The 18784-nt window shown below is 74.2% G+C and carries 13 protein-coding genes and 1 tRNA gene; 6 read left to right on the forward strand and 8 right to left on the reverse strand.

Annotated features, from left to right (window positions below; translation table 11 throughout):
• Positions 1 to 68: 68 nt before the first annotated feature.
• A complete protein-coding gene (locus GC157_07485) occupies positions 69 to 1544 on the forward strand; it encodes a glutamate--cysteine ligase (protein MBI1377307.1) in 1476 nt (491 codons plus the stop codon).
• 9 nt (positions 1545 to 1553) lie between these two features.
• On the opposite strand, the gene GC157_07490 is transcribed toward GC157_07485, so the two are convergent.
• The 3 genes from GC157_07490 to GC157_07500 form a co-directional block, all read right to left on the reverse strand.
• Positions 1554 to 2702, reverse strand: coding sequence for an amidohydrolase (locus GC157_07490; GenBank protein ID MBI1377308.1), 1149 nt, complete (start codon positions 2700 to 2702; stop codon positions 1554 to 1556).
• Between the two features lie 103 nt (positions 2703 to 2805).
• Positions 2806 to 3708 (reverse strand): universal stress protein, encoded by a 903-nt coding sequence (locus GC157_07495; protein ID MBI1377309.1) that lies wholly within the window; start codon positions 3706 to 3708, stop codon positions 2806 to 2808.
• Between the two features lie 132 nt (positions 3709 to 3840).
• On the reverse strand, positions 3841 to 5016 hold the full coding sequence (locus GC157_07500) for a DUF1524 domain-containing protein (GenBank protein MBI1377310.1): 1176 nt from the start codon (positions 5014 to 5016) through the stop codon (positions 3841 to 3843).
• Between the two features lie 630 nt (positions 5017 to 5646).
• On the opposite strand from GC157_07500, the gene GC157_07505 reads away from it, so the two are divergent.
• On the forward strand, positions 5647 to 7113 hold the full coding sequence (locus GC157_07505) for a helix-turn-helix domain-containing protein (GenBank protein MBI1377311.1): 1467 nt from the start codon (positions 5647 to 5649) through the stop codon (positions 7111 to 7113).
• Between the two features lie 581 nt (positions 7114 to 7694).
• Here GC157_07505 and GC157_07510 read toward each other — a convergent pair.
• On the reverse strand, positions 7695 to 8120 hold the full coding sequence (locus GC157_07510; GenBank protein MBI1377312.1) for a hypothetical protein: 426 nt from the start codon (positions 8118 to 8120) through the stop codon (positions 7695 to 7697).
• 257 nt (positions 8121 to 8377) lie between these two features.
• On the opposite strand from GC157_07510, the gene GC157_07515 reads away from it, so the two are divergent.
• Positions 8378 to 8557 (forward strand): hypothetical protein, encoded by a 180-nt coding sequence (locus GC157_07515; GenBank protein MBI1377313.1) that lies wholly within the window; start codon positions 8378 to 8380, stop codon positions 8555 to 8557.
• Between the two features lie 309 nt (positions 8558 to 8866).
• Here the strand turns inward: GC157_07515 and GC157_07520 are convergent, their stop codons facing one another.
• Positions 8867 to 11551 (reverse strand): AAA family ATPase, encoded by a 2685-nt coding sequence (locus GC157_07520; protein ID MBI1377314.1) that lies wholly within the window; start codon positions 11549 to 11551, stop codon positions 8867 to 8869.
• A gap of 119 nt (positions 11552 to 11670) precedes the next feature.
• On the opposite strand from GC157_07520, the gene GC157_07525 reads away from it, so the two are divergent.
• The 3 genes from GC157_07525 (at position 11671) to GC157_07535 (ending at position 14427) form a co-directional block, all read left to right on the forward strand.
• Entirely contained in the window at positions 11671 to 12195 is a 525-nt protein-coding gene (locus GC157_07525; GenBank protein ID MBI1377315.1) for a hypothetical protein, read from the forward strand.
• Positions 12196 to 12340: 145 nt separating this feature from the next.
• Complete coding sequence (locus tag GC157_07530) at positions 12341 to 12943, forward strand: hypothetical protein (GenBank protein MBI1377316.1); 603 nt, start codon at positions 12341 to 12343, stop codon at positions 12941 to 12943.
• Between the two features lie 257 nt (positions 12944 to 13200).
• Entirely contained in the window at positions 13201 to 14427 is a 1227-nt protein-coding gene (locus GC157_07535; GenBank protein MBI1377317.1) for an FAD-binding protein, read from the forward strand.
• Positions 14428 to 14465: 38 nt separating this feature from the next.
• Here the strand turns inward: GC157_07535 and GC157_07540 are convergent.
• The 3 genes from GC157_07540 to GC157_07550 all read right to left on the reverse strand — a co-directional run bounded on the left by GC157_07540 (position 14466) and on the right by GC157_07550 (position 18777).
• Positions 14466 to 14538, reverse strand: a tRNA-Arg gene (locus GC157_07540).
• A 140-nt stretch (positions 14539 to 14678) separates the two neighbouring features.
• On the reverse strand, positions 14679 to 17150 hold the full coding sequence (locus tag GC157_07545; protein MBI1377318.1) for an FAD-dependent oxidoreductase: 2472 nt from the start codon (positions 17148 to 17150) through the stop codon (positions 14679 to 14681).
• A 28-nt stretch (positions 17151 to 17178) separates the two neighbouring features.
• The gene (locus tag GC157_07550) at positions 17179 to 18777 is read right to left on the reverse strand and encodes an amidohydrolase family protein (protein ID MBI1377319.1); all 1599 of its coding nucleotides are present in this window, start codon (positions 18775 to 18777) and stop codon (positions 17179 to 17181) included.
• Between the last annotated feature and the right edge of the window lie 7 nt (positions 18778 to 18784).

The raw sequence follows: 18784 nt of genomic DNA on the forward strand, positions 1-18784 counted from the left end.
GTCGCGCAGCGGGCACGCATCCTGCCGTCCCGGGGACACCCGCGCCGGCCGTGCGCCACGCTGACCCCATGGGTGAGGACGTCGGCCCCCGGACGTTCACGCGGGAGGACCGCGCGCGCTACCGCGCGAAGGTGCACCGCTGCCTCGACGCGTTCGTCCGCATGCTCGCCGAGTCGCAGTTCGACTTCGACCGGCCGAGCACCGGCATGGAGGTCGAGCTCAACCTCGTCGACTCCGACGGGCGCCCCTCCCTCCGCAACGCCGAGGTGCTCGAGCGCATCGGCAACCCGGCGTTCGTGACCGAGCTCGGCCGCTTCAACCTCGAGATCAACGTGCCGCCGCGCGGCCTCACCGGCGACGGCGCGGCGCGCTACGAGCAGGACGTGCGCCTCGCCCTCAACACGGCCGAGGCCCGCGCCCGCGACATCGGCGCGCACATGGTGATGGTCGGCATCCTCCCGACGCTGTTCCCCGAGCACATGACGCCGGAGTCGCTGAGCAGCAACCCCCGCTACACACTGCTCGACGAGCAGCTGCTGCTCGCCCGGGGGGAGGACATCCACCTCGACATCCGCGGGGCCGAGACCCTCGAGACGACGTCGGACTCGATCATCCCCGAGGCCGCCTGCACGAGCGTGCAGTTCCACCTCCAGGTGGGCCCCGACGACTTCGCCCGCAGCTGGAACGCCGCGCAGTGCCTCGCCGCGGCGCAGGTGGGCCTCGGCGCCAACTCGCCGTTCTTCCTCGGCCGCCGGCTGTGGCACGAGACCCGCATCGCGCTGTTCATGCAGGCCACCGACACCCGGCCGGCCGAGCTCAAGGCGCAGGGCGTGCGGCCGCGGGTGTGGTTCGGCGAGCGGTGGATCACCAGCGTGTTCGACCTGTTCGAGGAGAACACCTCCTACTTCCCGGCGATCCTCCCGGTGATCGACGACGAGGACCCCTTCGAGGTGCTCGACGCCGGCGGCGTGCCTGCGCTGCACGAGCTGCGGCTGCACAACGGCACGGTCTGGCGCTGGAACCGCCCGGTGTACGACGTCCACGACGACGCGCCCCACCTCCGCGTGGAGAACCGCGTGCTCCCCGCCGGTCCGACCGTCGTCGACATCCTCGCCAACGGGGCGTTCTACTTCGGCGCGCTGCGCGCCCTCGTGGACCAGGAGCGGCCGATCTGGTCGCAGATGGCGTTCTCGACGGCGGAGCAGAACTTCGAGGCGGCCGCGCAGCACGGCATCGACGCGCTGGTGTACTGGCCGGGCTCGGGCGAGCTGCCGGTGAGCGAGCTCACCCTGCGGCGTCTGCTGCCGCTCGCCCATGAGGGGCTGCGCTCGTGGGGCGTCGACGACACGATCCGCGAGCGGCTCCTCGGGGTGATCGAGGGCCGGTGCACCACCGGGCGCAACGGCGCCACGTGGCAGGTCGAGACGGTGCGCCGGTTCGAGGCGGCGGGGATGGATCGCCGCGAGGCCCTGCGCCGTATGACGCAGGAGTACGTCGACCGCATGCACACCAACGAGCCGGTGCACACCTGGTCGTCGGTCTGAACGGCGTCCTCAGCGCGAGAGCGCGCGCAGCGCGTCGACCGCGGCGGTCGCCAGCACGCTGGCGCCGCACCGGATCGCGCGCTCGTCGACGTCGAAAGTGCTCGCGTGCAGGTCCAGGCGAGGCTTGCCGGACTCCGGGTCGTGGACGCCGAGCCGCGCGTAGGAGCCGGGCACCCGCTCGAGGTACCACGCGAACGAGTCGCCGCCCCACGACTGGTCGGTGCCCACCAGCCCGTCGTCGCCGAGCGCGTCGCGCACGGCGGCGTCGAGCACCGCGGTCATGCCGGGGTCGTTGACCACGGGGGGCACCCCGCGGCGGTGGGCGATGTCCCACTCCGCGCCGGAACCGTCGAGAAGCTCGCCGACCGCGGCCCGCAGCAGTGCCGGGGTGTCCCGCCACACCTCGGGGTGCGGCGTGCGCAGCGTCCCGCGCAGCACGCCCGACGACGGGATCACGTTCGCGGCGTCGCCGGCGTGCACCGCTCCGAACACGACCCGCAGCGCACCCGGCGAGCCGGTCCGCGCGTCGACGGCCGGCTGGACGCCGGTGAGCAGCCGCCCGAGCAGCGCGGCGAGGTCGACGGTGCGGTCGGGACGGGCCGTGTGGCCGCCGGGACCGCGGACGCTGATCTCGACCATGTCCGCCGCGGACGACAGCGGGCCGACCCGGGTGCCGACCCGGCCGACGTCGACCCGCGGGTCGCAGTGCACCCCGAAGATGGCGCCGACGCCGTCGAGGTGGCCCTCGCGCAGCACGTCGACCGCGCCGCCGGGCACGGACTCCTCCGAGGGCTCGAAGACCAGCCGGACGGTGCCGGTGACGCCGGCGTCGCGGCCGACGGCGTGCAGCGCGCGGGCCGCGCCGAGGACCGCGGTGGTGTGGACGTCGTGCCCGCACGCGTGCGCGACCCCCGGTGCCTGCGACCGGTAGCCGACGTCCTTCTCGTCGGGCATCGCGAGCGCGTCGATGTCCGCGCGGAGCGCGACGACCGGGGACCCCGGGCCGGGCGAGCCCAGGGGCAGGTCGCACACCAGCCCCGTGCCGACCGCCAGGCGGACCGGCGCGAGCCCGAGGTCGCGCAGGTGCTGCTCGATCCACAGCGTGGTCGACGTCTCGTGACCGCTCAGCTCCGGATGCATGTGCAGGTCGCGACGCATCTCGACGAGCAGGTCGGCGTCGGCGTCGAGCGCGGCGTCGAGGCGCAGGCGCAGCGGCCGTTCCGACGTCGACGTCACGGCCGTCACCCTACGAGGTGGGTGGTCAGCCGCGCGTCGCCATCCACGCCGCGCGCTGCGTCGAGTCCGGCCGCACGACCATCACCGGGCAGCCGCCCTCGTGCACGGCCGACGCGCACACCGAGCCCATCGTCATGCCGGCGAAGGCACCGCGCCCGTGCGAGCCCAGGACGAGCAGCTGTGCGCGGTGCGACACCTCCATGGCCGCGATGGCCGGGTGCTGCGGCGTCACGAGCGGCTCGACGGTGACCTCGGGGTACTTCTCGGACCAGCCGACGAGCGCCTCGCGCACGAGGTGGTCGGCCGCGCTGCGCAGCTCGTACTCGATCTCCGGCGAGACCGCCCACATCCCGTACCAGGACGGCACCGGCTCCTGCCACGCGTGGAACACGACCAGGCCGGTGCCGCGCAGGCGGGCCTCCTCGAAGGCCACCTGGAGCGCCAGGCGCGCGGTGTCCGAGTCGTCGATGCCGACCGCGACCGGGGCGTCCGGCTCGACCGGCGTGCCCCGCACGACGACGGTCGGGCTCGCGGCGAGCGTGACGACGTGCTGGCTCACCGACCCGAGCAGGAGGCGTCCGACGAAGGACCTGCCGTGCGCACCGACCACCACGAGGTCGGCCTGGTGGCTGGCCCGCACGAGCGTGTAGGCGGCGTCGCCCGGGACCGCCCGGACGGCGACCTCGACGTCCGGCTGACGGGCCACCACCCGCTCGCGGGCCTCCTCCGGGAAGCCGAGCGGGCCGGCGTCGAGGTCGACGCCCATGCCCGGCTGCGCGGCCAGGGTCACCCAGTTCGTGGAGTGGCCGTACAGCAACTGCAGGCGCGACCCGCGCAGGTGCGCCTCGTCGGCCGCCCAGTCGACCGCGGCCAGGCTGCCCGCGGACCCGTCGATCCCCACGACGATGGTGCTCGGTGAAGTCGTCATCGCACACCTCCACGGGAGGCTGCGGCACGCCGGGCCACGGTCGGAGCCGACTCTCGTGCCGAGCTCCCGCGACCAGTGTCGCGCCGCCGGGGTGCGCGTTGCGCGCCGCGGGCGTGCTCCCCGCGGGTGGGGTCACTCGCAGTCGACGCCGTCGCCGTCGGCGTCGCGGTACCACGCGTACTCCGGGTCGCGGCCGCGCACGTAGGGGCCGTAACCGGCGGCCTTGGCCGCGGCGCACGTCGCGAAGCGGGGGTCGAGGCCTGCGCCGCCCGGGCTCCCGGCAGCCGGGGCCGACGTCGTCGGCGCCGTGGCGGGGACGTCGCTCGGCAGGACGAGGGGCCCGGGCGGCAGGGCCCGCATGTCGGGGCAGGCGCCGAGCACGCGGAGGATCGCCGCCTTCTCCGCGGCAGTGACCCACAGGCCGTACTTCGCCTTCACCGCCGTCTGCCGCGCGACGTACGCGCAGCGGAAGGACCGGGCGGGCGGCAGCCAGGTGGCCGCGTCGCCGTCGCCCTTGCGCTCGTTGTTGGGACCGTCGACGGCCAGCAGGTCGAGCGGGTCGTTGGCCAGCGCCTCGCGCTTCGCCGCCGACCACGACTGCGCGCCCTTCTGCCAGGCGTCGCCCAGCGCCACCACGTGGTCGATCTGCACGCGCGAGGAGGTTCCCACGCCGCGGACGAAGGCGATGGTGGAGCCGTCGTAGGGGTCGCGCAGCGTGCCGCGCAGCACCACGCACGCGTCGCGCATCGTGAGGCCGGTCAGGTCGCGGCGCAGCACGTCGTTGCGGGTGTCGCACCCGTTGCCGTCCACATCGGCCCACGCCGGGCCGAACATCGCCCGGCTGTATCCGGTCATGGGGGCGCGGCCCTTCACCCGCAGCGTCTCGGCCAGCGCGAGGGCGGTGCCGGCCGCGGGCGGCGTGGACGGGCGGGCCGACGTCGAGGGCGCCGCCGCGGGCGCGGACGTCGCGGGTGCTGTCGCTGCGGTGGGGGACGCCGACGCGGCTGGTGCGGTGGAGCCGGCCGGGGTGGAACCGACCGAGGCCGGGGCGAGGGCCGCGGGCGGGCCGCCGCTCGGCGCGGACGGGGGGACCGCCGCGGAGGCGGCCCCCAGGATGGCGACGCCGCCCACGGTGGCGGCGGTGAGGGCGGCCTTGACCCGGGCCGAGCCGGGGCGCAGCCACAGGAGCACGAGACCGGGCACGACGCAGAGCACGAGCCCGGCCACCACGGCCGGCCACGACTGCCACCACGGCACCGCGGCCCGGGCACGCCGGGACCCGTCAGGTGGCGGACCCGTCCCCGACATCGCGACCTCGCCCCCGTGCCCCCGGATGCCTCGAGACTAGGGCCGACCGGGCGCCGCAGCGGTCAGCCGGACGGCCCGCGCCGCACGCCGGCCGGTGGCCCGGAGGTCGTCCGTGCCACCGGCCGGGGCGCCGGCCCGGTCAACCCGCACCGGGCGCATCGGGCGCGGCGAGGTCGTGCCGAGCGCGCGCGGGCCGTCGGGAGTGCGATGACGCAGGGTCGACGGTCGCCGCGCGGGGTGGTCGGCCCGGGCCGGGGGTCCGGGTGCCCGCACCGAGCACCAGGGGGTCCCGCCCGGGACGGCGGTCCGCCGTCAGCAGCACCACGTGGGGCCGGCGACGGCGTGGGTCTCGCTCGCGCTGGCCACCGACGTCGGCAGCGCCAGGGCGGCACCGAGGACGAAGGTGGCGAGGACGACGACGATCTTGGACGTGCGGTTCATGAGGGTTACCTCCATGCCCTGAGCGGCGGTGCCGATCACCACCGCTTGTCAGCACAGAGTCACGGATAGTCATAGGTTCTGTCATGCCCCTGTTCGGCCAGCGTCGGTCGTCCAGACGGCGCGTCGGTGAATCCTGAACAACCGTTTACGTTCGTGGTTGACTGCGCCCATGACTGACGGGCGCACCGCGTGACCGCGCGCGCCGGCGTACGGCCGGGCGCGACCAGCTCCGAGGCGGAGACCTTCGGCGACCGGCTGCGCCGGCTGCGCGAGGAGGCCGGGCTCACCCAGTCCGCGCTGGCCGGCGACCGGCTGCACCCCAGCTACGTGAGCCTGCTCGAGGCGGGCCGGCGCTCCCCCACCCGCGAGTCCGTCGAGGTGCTCGCCCAGCGTCTGGGCATCACGCCGGCCCAGCTGCTCGGCGAGGTGGACGCCGCGTGGGAGACGCCGCTGGCGCTGGCCGAGGCTGCGCTGGGCCTGGGCAAGACCGGCGACGCCCTGGACCTGCTCGAGCCGCACGTGAGTGCCGTGACGGTCGGGTCCGTCGCCGGGGGCGGCCTGTACCACCGCCTGGGGCTTGCCTACGCCACCGCGCTGGAGCGGTCGGGGCGTCCGGGCGATGCCGTCCCTGTGCTGGAGACACTCGCTGCCGGGATCGAGGCCGCCCACGGGGCGCTGCCCTGGCTGCCGACCACGGTCGCGCTGGTCCGCTGCTACCGCGACTCCGGCGACCTGGCCCGCGCGATCGACGTCGGCGAGGCGGCGCGCGCCCGGTGCGCGGGCGTCCTCGCGGCCGACCACCAGGGGCACGCGGCGCTGGTCTCGACCCTGGCCAGCGCGTACGGCGAGCGCGGCGACCTGCTGCGCGCCCAGATCCTGCTCGACGAGCTGCTCGAGCGACCCGCGGCCGGCACGGACCTCGACGAGCATGCCTGTGCGCTGTGGAACCGCTCCATCGTGGCGGCGGAACGAGGCGACGCGGTGGCCGCTCTGGACTTGTCGGAGCAGGCGTCCACGCTGCTCGGCCTCGGCAACAACCTGCGGGCGCGCGCCCTTCTCCAGGTGTCGAGAGCGTGGATCCAGCTCGCCCAGCGGCCGCCGCAGGCGGAGGAGGCGCGCGACGCGCTGCGCGAGGCGATGCCCCACGTCCGCCAGCACGCCGGCGCCATGGGGATCGCGAGTGCAGAGACCGAGCTGGCCCGCGCCGAGCTGCTGCTCGGCCGGCCCGAGGTGGCGCGCCGCCACGCGACGAGCGCGCTCACCCGCCTCGGCGACGACTACCCCATCGAGCGGGCGCGGGCCCTCGTGGCGCTCGGCGCCGCGGTGCTCGAGCTCACCGACCGGACCGAAGGGACCGACCTGCTGGAGGAGGCCGCCGGCCTGCTGCGGGCGGCGCGCGCCGGCCGGCAGTGCGCCGTGGTGTGGCGCCAGCTCTGCGAGGTCTACCGGTCCCTCGGCGACTTCGAGCGCGCGATGGCGGCCAGCGACCGCGCCCTGGACTGCGCGGGCCTGGCCCGCGAGGCCGTCGTGGACGTGACGGCGTCGGCGGCCCGCACGGGGCACCGGCGCCGCTCCTCCACCGGCTCGCCGACGGGCGCCGTCGGTGGCCGCCCGGGCACGCGGGCCCGCACGGCCGACGCCGTGCTCGCCCGCTGATCCGCTGACCGCAGCCGCACCGCGCAGGCCCGCCCCGGCGACCGGCGGCGCGGCCGCGCCCACGGCAGACGTCGTCCTCGCATCCCCCGGACCTGCTCGCGGGCATCCCGAGCGCCCCGGGGCCGACCGGGGCCTTCCCGACCCGGCGATCCCGCGCCGACGGCGTCCGCGACCGCCGTCCGACACGCCGGTCACCAGGGGAGCGCTCCCATCGTCCGCTCGTCACGACTCGCGCTTGACTTCAGTCACTACAGTTGTCAAACCCCTGCTAGCCTGCGGCTGCGGACCTCCAGGGATGCCCCTGGTGCCGTCGGACCGGCCGCCGCACACCCCAGTCCGCGGCCGGGCCGAGCGGGGCCCTTCGCGTCCGATTCAGGGGCACGACGGGCCCCGCACCGCATTCCCGGGGCAGGCCGTCGCGCCGCCATCGCCGCGAGCGACGTCCTCTCGCCTCGCCCACACCTGTGCCGGATCGGCTGACACCACGGGCTCGGCTCGCTACCGTCCCGCCTGGGTCCTCGCCTGCTCCTGAATCGCAGGCGAGGGCCCGCTGCCGCCGCAAGGCGTGCGGCGCGGGGTGCTCAGAACCGGAACGGCTTGGGCGGGGCGGCCAGCTCGGCCCGCGGGCAGGTGGCGAGATCGAGCCCGCCGAAGCCCAGCGCCTCGTTCGACAGCGACGCGACGGTCCAGCCCAGCGCCGCGCCGGTGTGGGTCACCGTGACCCGGTAGATGGTGATCTCGTAGCGCGACGGCGTGCCGTAGGCGACCTCGATCGAGCCGATCTGCTGCGCCGAGCCGGGCGCGGCGGGGCCGGCCCACGGCGCGGTCCAGCGGGTCCACCGCCGCGGGTCCGAGGTCCACAGGCCGCCGCGCGAGGCGTCGTTGAGCGTCAGCTCCACCAGGATCGCCCGCGCGGACTCCTCGGTCACGATCGCCGCCGGCCGGATCACCTCGGTGACGGCGACGTCGTCGTAGACCTCGGAGGCGAAGATCTCGGTGTCGTCCACGGGGCAGCACGGTCCTTCCGAACGCCGGGGGGTGCGTTCCGGCATCCGCCGGTACCCCATCCTTCGGCGCGCCCGGCGCGGACTTCAGGGCTCGCCGCCGGCCACCGCGCGTCGTTACCTACTTGTGACCTTGATCGTGACTGGAGTCATGCGCCGACCTGACCGATCGGGCGAGCCCCGGGCTCGCGGCCTCAACCCGGGCGCGCGAGCGCCGATACGACCTCTGGACTGGGGAGTCCCGCGTGGAAGGCTGCCCCGTGACCGTCGACCGACAGCTCCTGCGAGCCGTCGTCCCGCCCGTGCTCGCCCTGGGCCTCGTGGCGCTGCTGACCCGCCCGCTGCCCGCGACGGACGCCCCGGTCGTCCCTGCGCACCCCTGCGCGTCCCCGTGCGTGCCCGGCGCACCGCCGGCGCCCCCGTCGGGCCGCACCCCCTGACCCGGCGTCGCACGCCTCCCACCAGCAGGCTTTACCATTTCGTGACACGAGTCACGTCAAGAGTCACACGGGCGCACCGAGAACCCTGGTACAACAACGCCAGGAGATCGGGCCACCCAGACAGTCCCCTCGGCCAGGTCTTCCTTCCGGAAGAAAGGTCCGCCCGGACCGTCCGCACCCTCGGGTGCGGGCACCGGCGGTGCACAGTGACGGCGGCCAGGACGGTGATGGCATCCCCCTGCGGCCCGTGACACGTCGCCGTCACCACGGCGGGGCCCCGCTGCTCATTCAGGGAGCAGCGGGGCTTCGTCATGCCGGCGCCGTGGCGTCCCCGCCGAGCAGGCCCTCGCGCCGCAGCGCCACCGCGAGGCCGCCTCGCGACCGCACCGCGAGCTTCCGGAAGACGTTGCCCAGGTGGTACTCCACCGTCTTGACCGACACGAACAGGGCCGCAGCCACCTCGGCGTTGGTGCCCCCCTCGGTGACGGCGAGGGCGACGCGCAGCTCCTGAGGGGTGAGGACCCGGTCGCGGGAGGGACCGTCCCGCCCCGCTGCGCCGGCCGCCGGCCGACCACCGGCCGCCGCCAGCTCGCGCCGGGCCCGCTCGACCCACGGCTGGGTGCGCGTCCGCTCGAACCCCTCGAGCGCCCGGCGCAGCGGGTCACGCGCGCGGGACGGCCGCTGCGTGCGGCGCAGGTGCTCGCCGAGGAGCAGCTCGGTCCGCGCCGTCTCGAAGACCTCCTGCGTCTCGGCGAAGCGCTCGAGCGCCTGCGCGTACTCCGTGTCGGCGTCGCCCAGACCGGACACTGCGCGGGCCCGGTGCACGAGGGCGGTCCCCTGCGGGTCGTGGACGCCGTGGAGCCGTCGGGCCAGGTCCTCCGCGGCCTGCCGTGCCTCGGCGACGCGCCCGAGCGCAGCGCGCACCTCGGCGAGGTCGGCGAGCCCGAGCGCCACCGCGTCGCGCGCCCCGCGCCCGACGTAGGGCCGGGTCGCCAACGGCGCGAGCAGCTCGGCGGCCTCCTCGAGGCGGCCGAGGCCGAGCGCGAGCACACCGCGCGCCTCGGACACCCAGTCCTGCTGCCAGGGGGAGGCGCCGCGCCGGGCGAAGTCGTCGCGGGCGGCCTCGACGGCCTGCTCGACCCGCACCTCGTGGCCCTGGCACGCCAGCAGGCTGGCCAGGCGAGACCACTCGACGCCGCTCGGCTCGCCCGTGGCGGTGCGCAGCTCGATCGCCTCGGCCAGCATGGCCTCCGCGCGCGCCCAGTCCCCCTCCCTGCGGTCGCGCTCGGCGGAGAAGAACGCCGCCACGGCCACGAGCTCGGGCTGTCCGGACGCGCGCAGGGCGCGGTCGAGGCTGCGCATCCGCCGGTCGTGCTCCGCGTCGTCCCCCAGCCAGCCGGCCACCGTGGCCCAGTCGACCGCGCGCTCGGGCGGCAGGGACGCGGGATCCACGTCGGCGGACCGGGCCTGCGCCTCGCGCAGCAGCGGGACCCCGCGGTGGTGACGGCCGAGGAAGGTGAACGCCATCCCCAGGGCGGCGGTCGCCAGCCACGACGAGCCGCCGAGCCGCTCGGCCTCGGCACCGACGGCCAGCTCCTCGAGCCTGGCCACGTCCGAGGCGTGGATCGCCGCCCACACCGACGCGACGCTGCTGCGCAGCGCCAGGGGCTCCGGCAGGTCGAGGTGGTCGAGCTGGCGGGTGAGCTCGACGAGCTGCGCCGGGTCGGCCCGCTCGTCGGCGTCCACCCGCACCATCACGCAGCGGGCCAGCAGCACGGGCTCCTGTGTGGAGGCCTGCACCTGCTCGGCGAGCTCGACGGCGCGCAGGCCCACGGAGCACTCGGCCGCCAGCACCCGCAGCCGGTCCCGCTGCGCCGGGCCGGAGGCGAGGCGCGCGCCGGCGAGCGCGAGCGCCGCAGCCGACGGGCCCGGGCGCTCGGCCGCCGCGACCTCGGCGAGGCGGACGAGCGCCTCGGCGAGGTGCTCGTCCGGACCGGTCGCGGCCAGCGCGAGGTGCCGCACCGCGAGCTCCTCCTCGTCGCGCGCACGCAGCACTTCGCCGAGCGCGGCGTGCGCGGCGCGCCGTTGCGCCGGGTCCGCGGCGGAGTGCACCGAGGCCCGCGCCAACGGGTGCACGAACTGCGGCACCGCACCCAGCCGCACCAGGCCGGTGCTCTCGGCGCGCTCCCACAGCCCGGCGCCCAGCCCGAGCCGCTCGCGGGCCTCGGACACCAGCGTCGGGTCCGTGCCGTCGTCGGCCGCGAGCAGCACCAGCAGCCGGCGGGCTGGCTCCTCCAGCGAGGCGAAGCCTTGCGCGTAGCGACTCTGCACCGCGTCGCTCACAGGCAGTGGCTCGGGCAGCGGGTCGCGGCCGAGCAGCTCGTCCTCGGTGAGCAGCCGCCCCACCTCCACCAGCGGCAGCGGCACGTGCCCCAGCGCGTCGGCCACCTCGTCCGCGCGGGTGGTCGTCATCGCCGGGAACCGCGCGCGCAGCAGCTCGCGGCTCGCCTCCCGGTCGAGCGGGGGCACCTCGGTCGCTGGGAACGCCTCGAGGCTACCGAGGTCGCCGGGACGCGACGACAGCACCATCGCCACCGGGTCGGCGAGCAGCCGGCGGGCCGCGAAGCCGAGCGCCTGCCGGGTCGCGACGTCGAGCCACTGGGCGTCGTCGACCGTGACCAGGAGCGGCTGTTCGCGGCTGGCGGCCACGAGCGCATCGAGCACCGCGTGCACCGCGGTGTCGGCGGGATCGGCGTCGAGCAGGCGCAGCAGCAGGCCTGTCCCGGCGGCGGTGATCGCCGACTCGGCCTCAACCGCGACCAGGCGGACGACGCGCATCCCCGCCGCGACCGCCTGCTCGGCGGCCCAGTCCAGGAGCGCGGTCTTGCCCAGCCCGGGCTCGCCCACCAGCAGGAGGGAGGCCGACCGGCCCGTGCGGGCCCACGCCAGCACGGCGTCCAGCGCTGCGCACTGAGGCGCACGACCCACGAGCACACCCGGATGGTGGCACGGCTCGAGAACCTGGGGATTCACCCGAGGAGGGGATGTGCGTTCGGCTCCCAGTCTGGGAGCAGTCCCGGCCGACCGGCCGGACCGTCCGCAAGGAGAAGGCCATGCACCGCACCCGCGCCCTCGTCACCGCCGCCGTCGCCACCCTTGTGGTGGCCGGCACCGTCGTCGCCGCCGACGCCGCCAGCGCCAGCGACCATGACTCCGACGGCCGCTCCGGCTGCCGCTACGGCGCCGGCCCCGTCGGCACCTGGAACGAGACGGTCGACCCGGTCGGGCCGCCTCCCCCGTTCGTGTCCCTCGTGCAGTTCCACTCCGACGGCACGATGGTGGACGCCGTCTCCTCGACACCCCTCAACCCGGCGCTCGCCCCGCTGCACCCGGACGGCGCGACGAGCGGCCTGGGCAGCTGGACCCGCGACGGCGACTCGTTCCGCTTCGCGTTCGAGCGGTTCATCACCTCGGGCGGGGTCAACGTCATCGACCAGCGCATCGAGGGCACGATGACGGTCGCCTCGGACTGCATGTCGACGCAGGGTACGGCCCACGTGACCTTCACCCGCGCCTCCGACCACAGCGTGCTCGCGCAGGCCGACGTCGTCACCGGGGGGACCCGCCTCATGCCGTGACCGGGCGCGGACACGGGGACGGGGCGGGTCACGTGCGACCCGCCCCGTTCCGTGTCCCCTGGGTCTGCCCCACGGCCGCTCGCGGCTCGGCCCGCCGGCTCGGCACGGCGCGCCTCGGCATCGGGCACCGGCCTACCGTGGAGTCGTGAGGACGGGCCGTGGCTCCCGTTCCGCCGCGATCGCCGCGACGGCGGTGGCGTTCAGCCTCCTGGCGCTCGGCTGCTCCACGACGTCGGAACCGCCGGCCGGCCCGTCGGGATCCCCGTCCGCCTCCCCCAGCGCGACGTCGGCGAGCCCGACCACGTCCTACTCCACGGACCCCGTGGAGCGGCCGCCGGGCCAGGCGGGCTTCGCGCTGCTGACGGCCGTGCGGCTCGCCGGTCACGTCGGCTACGACCGGTTCGTCGTCGAGTTCGATGATCACGTGCCGGGCTACCGCGTCGAGTACGCGAGCAAGCCCGTCATCGCCGACCCGTCCGGTGAGACGGTCGCCGTGGCCGGCGACCACGTGATCCTCGTGCGCCTCGAGCCGGCCGGGACCTTCGACACGGCAGGCTCCGGGACGCAGGGCTACGACGGACCGCGCCGCGTCTCGGCCGACACGTCGGTGGTCACCGAGGCGGTGCAGACCGGTGACTTCGAGAGCGTGCTGGCCTGGGTGCTCGGCGTCGACGGCATGGCGCCCTTCGCCGTGAGCACGCTGCAGGACCCGGCCCGCCTGGTCATCGACGTCCAGGCTGCCGGCTGACCTGGGCGCGGTTCGGGGCGACAGGGTCGGTCGGGACCACGTTGCGAGGTGTCTCCGCTCGTGGACGCCGAGCCACGTGGCCGGCAGCCCGTATCTCATGACCGGCCACCGCGACGGCCCCGGACCACGCGGAGCGATCCGCGGACGTCCGCACCACGGTTGGCCAGGCGGCGCACATTCCAGCCGTCCGCCTGCCAGGGTCGTGCACGGGCAGCGGCACGGTGGTCGGGCTGGCCAGACGTCTCCCGGGAGGCCGTATGACGCAGTGGAACTGGGCGCACAACCACGCCTACGCCCATGAGCGATGGGCCGAACCGGCCGACGTCGACGAGCTGGCCGGGCTGGTGACCAGCGCGACAAGGGTCCGGGCCGTCGGCTCGCGACACTCCTTCAACGAGCTGTGCGACAGCGACGACCTCGTCGTCGACCTCGCTCGCCTGCGGCAGCCGCCCGCCGTCGACCCGGAGCGCCGGGTCGTCACCGTCAGCCCCGGAGTGCGGTTCGGCGACGTCGCCCGCGCCGTGGCCGAGCACGGCCTCGCGCTGCGCAACCTCGGCTCGCTGCCGCACATCTCGGTGGTCGGGGCGACCGCCACCGGCACCCACGGATCAGGGATCGCGAACCCGGTCCTGGCCACCGCCGTCTCGAGGGTGCGGCTGGTCCGCGCGGACGGCTCGACCAGCGAGCACCGCCGCGGCGACGCCGGCTTCCCGGCCACGGTGCTGTCGCTCGGCGCGGCCGGGATCGCCGTGGACATGGACCTCGACCTCGTGCCGGAGTTCTGGATCCGGCAGACGCGAGAGCCGGTGTCCTTGCCCGACCTGCTCGACGACGCCGAGCACATCCTGAGCGAGGGGTACAGCGTCAGCATCTTCACCCGGTGGGCTGCCACCGAGCAGTCCGAGGTGCTCCGCAAGACCGCCGTCGACCCGGGCTCGCCTGGTCCACTGCCGGCGGCGTCGGTGCCGAGCCTGCTGCTCGGCGACGGCGACAACCTCACCCCGACCGACGAGCCACTGCTCTGGCACGACGGCCTGCCGCACTTCCGGCTCGACCATCAGCCCAGCTTCGGCGCCGAGATCCAGTCCGAGTGGTTCGTCCCACGCGAGCGCACAGCGGCGAGCCTGCACGCCGTGGCTCAGCTCGCGCCCGAGCTGGCACCGCACCTGCTCGTCAGCGAGATCCGCTCGATCGCGGCCGACGAGCTCTGGCTCTCGCCGGCCCAGGGCCGCGACAGCACCTGCCTGCACTTCACCTGGAAGCAGCACCCCGAGGCCGTCGCCCGGTTGGTCCGTCAGGTGGGGACGCTCCTCGAGCCGCACTCTGCCCGCCCGCACTGGGGCAAGGTCTTCACCGCGGACCAGCCCGACTGGGCCAGCCTGTACCCGCACCTCCCGGACTTCGTCCACGTGGTCGAGGAGCTCGACCCCGCAGGCACGTTCAGGAACAGGTTCTTGAACCAAGTGCTGGGGACCGAGGCATGACCCCACGAGGGATCGGCGCTCCGATGTCCCCGATCCGGTGCCCCCGAGAGGATTCGAACCTCCGACACACGGTTTAGGAAACCGTTGCTCTATCCCCTGAGCTACGAGGGCGGGGCCAGACACTGACCCACGTCCTGGGTCGTGGGGGCGTCGCGCCCCGCACCGGCTGGATTCAGGCTGGCAGCACAGCCTAGATCACGGGCACGCCGCCCAGAGCCTTGGCTCGGGCAGCGCAGCGTTCTCGGCGGACGTCAGGCCCGCATGCGGGTGCCGCCGGGATCGTAGGCCGGGTCGAGCGTCGCGACCGCAGGGAACCGCTCAGCGGCGACCTCCACCTCGAACGCGTCCACCAGCCCGCCGTGCCGCGGGTCCTCGCCCGGCTCCAGAGTCACGTAGCCGAGGCCCATGCTCCGATCGAGGCTGTGCCCGTATGCCCCCGACGTGATCCGCCCTACCGCCACCCCATCGCGCAGGATCGGCTCGTTGTGGTGGAGCAACGGGGCGTCCGACGCCAGCTGGAACTGGAGCAGGTGCCGGCGTACCCCTCGAGCGCTCGCGGCGGACAGCTGGTCCCGCCCGATGAAGCCCCCAGGCTTGTCCCAGGCGACAGCGAAGCCGAGGCCGGCCTCGAGCGGTGTGTCGTCGGTGCCGATGTCGTGCCCCCAGCTCCGGAACGCCTTCTCCACCCGGAGGGAGTTCAGTGCGTTGTACCCCACCAACGCCGCGGTCCCGTCCGCGTCCCTCACCTGGTCGAGAACGTGCACCGCATACTCGGTCGGGATGTAGAGCTCCCAGCCCAGCTCCCCCGTGTAGCTGACCCGGCTGGCTCGGACCCGCGCATAGCCGATCTCGACCGTGCGGGAGCCGCCGAACGGGAATGCCGCGGTCGAGAAGTCGTCGATGGAGGCGCGGGAGAGCACCGCCCGGGATCCAGGACCGAAGACGCCGAGGACCGCATAGGCCGACGTGACATCGAAGGCCGTGCAGCCGGCCTCCTCGCCGAGCTGCCGCTCGAGCCACGCGAAGTCCCGCCGCTGAGTGGCCGCAGCGGTGACGACGAGGAAGCTGTTCTCAGACTCCCGGGTCACGGTGACGTCCGCCTCGACGGTCCCTCTGTCGTTGAGCCACTGCGTGTAGACGATGCGCCCGACAGCGACGTCGACCTCGTTGGCGCAGATCCGGTTGAGCGCCCGGCACGCCCCGGGGCCCTTGACGACGAACTTCCCGAAGGAGGACAGGTCGATCAGCCCGACCGCGTTGCGTACGGCGAGGTGCTCGGAACGTGCGTGCGGGAACCAGCCCTCCCGGCCGTAGCTGTAGTCGTACCGCGGTTCGCGACCGGGTCCCGCGTACCAGTTGGCCCGCTCCCACCCGGCGACCTCACCGAAGAAGGCCCCCTCAGAAGCGAGCTGCGCGTGGAACGGCGTGCGACGCACGTCGCGTGCTGTCTCGTACTGACGGCTCGGCCAGTGCATGGCGTACAGGAGCCCGAGCGACTCCGTCGTGCGATCACGGAGGTAGTGGCTGGTGCCTTGGAAGGGCATCATCCGCCGGACGTCGACGTCCCACAGGTCCATGGGCGGATACCCGTCCACGATCCAGTCGGCGAGGACACTGCCGGCGCCGCCGGCGGACTGGATCCCGATCGAGTTGAACCCACAGGCCAGGAACAGCCCGTCCACTTCTGGGGTGGGCCCCAGCAGGTAGCGGTCGTCCGGCGTGAACGATTCAGGGCCGTTGAAGAACAGCTGGATGCCGGCGTCCCCCAGGACCGGGACGCGACGCACCGCCTGCTCCATCAGCGGCGCGATGTGGTCGAGGTCCGGCGGCAGCGTGCCGAAGGCGAACCCGTCCGGGATGGCGGGCACACCACGGACCTTCTGCACCGCCCAGGGCTTGGCCACCGGCTCGAACCAGCCCACGAGCAGCTTGCCCGCGTCCTCCTTGAAGTAGGAGCAGCCGTCGGGATCCCGGAGCACGGGCATGCCAGGAGGCAGACCCGGCACCGGCTCCGTCACCACGTAGAAGTGCTCGGCAGCATGCAGCGGGACGTCCACCCCGAGCGGATGCATCAGCTCGCGCGCCCACATCCCGGCAGCATTGACGACCGTCGAACAGCTGATCTCGCGGTCCACGCCGTCCAGGTGGTAGCGGACTCCTCGGACCCGGCCGCTCTCCACCACGACCGAGGTCGCTGCAGCGTGCTCGACGACCGTCGCGCCCCGCGCCTTGGCCCCGAGAGCGAAAGCTCGCGTGGTGTCGACGGGGTTGGTGGACCCGTCGCCCGGGAGGAACACTCCTCCGACCACGTCCTCCAGCTCAGCGATCGGCACCAGCTGCTCGATCTCGCGTGGACCGAGCCGGTGCGCCTCGAGGCCGAACAGGCGAGCCGCCGACACGTTCCGGAGGAGCTCGTGCATGCGCTCGCCCGAGGTTGCGACGCTCACCGAGCCGCGTTGCTGGAACCCGGTGGCCTGACCTGTCTCCCGCTCCAGGTCCGGAAGCAGCTCCGCCGTGTACTTGGCGAGCCGCGTGAGGTTCTGGCTCGACCGCAGCTGCCCGACCAGCCCCGCAGCGTGCCATGTCGTCCCGGACGTCAGCTCCGCCCGTTCGAGGAGCACGAGGTCGCTGACACCACGTCGGGCCAGGTGGTAGGCGACGCTGCAACCGACGATCCCCCCGCCCACCACGACGACCTGTGCCTGCTCAGGGACAGGGGTCATGCTCGGGGCTCCGTCCCTCGAGCGGGGCTCACTCGCCCCCGCGATCGCTGTTCCACACACACTCCCCTCCGAGATGCGTGCTGAGCACACGGACCCGGCCCAGCTCCAGGGGATCCACCTCCCGCGGATCCTCCGACAGGAGCGCGAAATCCGCCCTCTTGCCGACGGACAGGCTTCCCACGTGGTCCTCGAGGAACCCGCCATATGCGGCGTTCGTCGTGAACAGCCTGAAGGCGTCCTCGACGTCGAGGGACTCGTCTGCGTGCAGGACGGTCCCGTCGGTCCGCCGGCGGGTCACGGCCGTCGCCACGTTGCCCAGGATGGACACGCTCGACGGCACCGTCCCGGTGCTGTCCGTCCCGCCGAGCACCCGGATGCCCGCCGCTGCGAGCGAGCGCACGGGCGCTCGTGGCCCCGTCTCGTCGGCGCTCATGCTGTGCAGGAACTGAGGTGTGGTCACCATGAGCGCCCCGCTGGCCGCGATGAGCCCGAGGTCCTCGAGGTCCACGTAGTCTCCGCCGTGCTCGATGCGGTGACGTCGCGGGTTCCCGCGGTGGCCACCGGCCTCGAGGATGGCGCGCGCCGCCATGCGCACGCCGTCCGCGGTCAGCGAGTGCAGCCACACCTGGATCCCCCGACGATCCGCCTCGACCACGAAGGCGCTCAGCTCGCCCTCGGTCCATTTGACGTCCTCGAGCCGCGAGCCAAGGCCGTCGTGCCCGCACCCGTTGACGAACACCTTCAGGCCGCCGAACGAGAACGTGTCCGTCGGTTGCTCCGCCCGCAGGAGCTGCGAGGCCTCGTCCATCGTCGCGACGCCGGGTGAGATCAGGTAGTACCGCTGCCGCAGACCGAGACCGCGTTGCCGGTGGAGCTCCCTGAGCAGGTGCACCTGACGAACCGACTCGGGCATCGTGAGCACCGTCGTGGTGCCTGATGCACCGAACAAGTCGTGGCCGTGGCGCTGCACCGACCGGAGGAACTCGTCGTCCGACCCCGGCGAGGGAACCATCATGAACACTTCGGTGACCACGCCCGTCGGCGTCCCGTCGCCGTCCCGGTGGACGACTCCGTGGAAGGGATGGGGCGCCGAGGAGTCCCACAGACCCAGACGGCGCAGTGCGACCGTGTTCAGCGACGCGACGTGCAGGCTGGCGAAGACTGCGAGAGGCCGACGATCCGACAGACGGTCCAGCTCCTGTCGTGTGAAGAGTCGCTGCTCGCGCACCTTCTCGTGGGCGGCGAAGCTCGAGCGGCAGAGCAGCCACTCGTCGCTCGTCTCGTCGTCCTCCTCCAGACGCTGCCCGATGGCTTCAGCGATCTCCGTCAGCGAATCGAAGGGCGGCGTGTGGACGTTGAGCCAGCGATCCGTGGTCACGCACGTGAGCTCGAAGTGACAGTGCCCGTCGACGAAGCCGGGCACGACGGTCGCCCCGCTGCAGTCCAGAGTCCGCGCCTCTCGACCGGCCGCACCGAGGATCTCGGCCGTGGAGCCCACCCGGGCGATGCGCCCGTCCACGACGAGGAAGGCAGAGGCGGACGGCACTACCGCGTCGAACGTCCACACGCGAGCGTTGACCACCGCGATCGGCAGCGGTCGGGCGACGTCCGTCTTCGCCTCGGTCACGGCCACG

This window comes from Frankiales bacterium, from assembly GCA_016125335.1.
GTDB lineage: Bacteria > Actinomycetota > Actinomycetes > S36-B12 > CAIYMF01 > Longivirga.

Coding starts and splice junctions, on each gene's coding strand:
- GC157_07485 (MBI1377307.1), top strand. CDS start 69: ATGGGTGAGGACGTCGGCCCCCGGACGTTCACGCGGGAGGACCGCGCG.
- GC157_07490 (MBI1377308.1), bottom strand. CDS start 2,702: ATGCGTCGCGACCTGCACATGCATCCGGAGCTGAGCGGTCACGAGACG.
- GC157_07495 (MBI1377309.1), bottom strand. CDS start 3,708: ATGACGACTTCACCGAGCACCATCGTCGTGGGGATCGACGGGTCCGCG.
- GC157_07500 (MBI1377310.1), bottom strand. CDS start 5,016: ATGTCGGGGACGGGTCCGCCACCTGACGGGTCCCGGCGTGCCCGGGCC.
- GC157_07525 (MBI1377315.1), top strand. CDS start 11,671: ATGCACCGCACCCGCGCCCTCGTCACCGCCGCCGTCGCCACCCTTGTG.
- GC157_07535 (MBI1377317.1), top strand. CDS start 13,201: ATGACGCAGTGGAACTGGGCGCACAACCACGCCTACGCCCATGAGCGA.
- GC157_07545 (MBI1377318.1), bottom strand. CDS start 17,150: ATGACCCCTGTCCCTGAGCAGGCACAGGTCGTCGTGGTGGGCGGGGGG.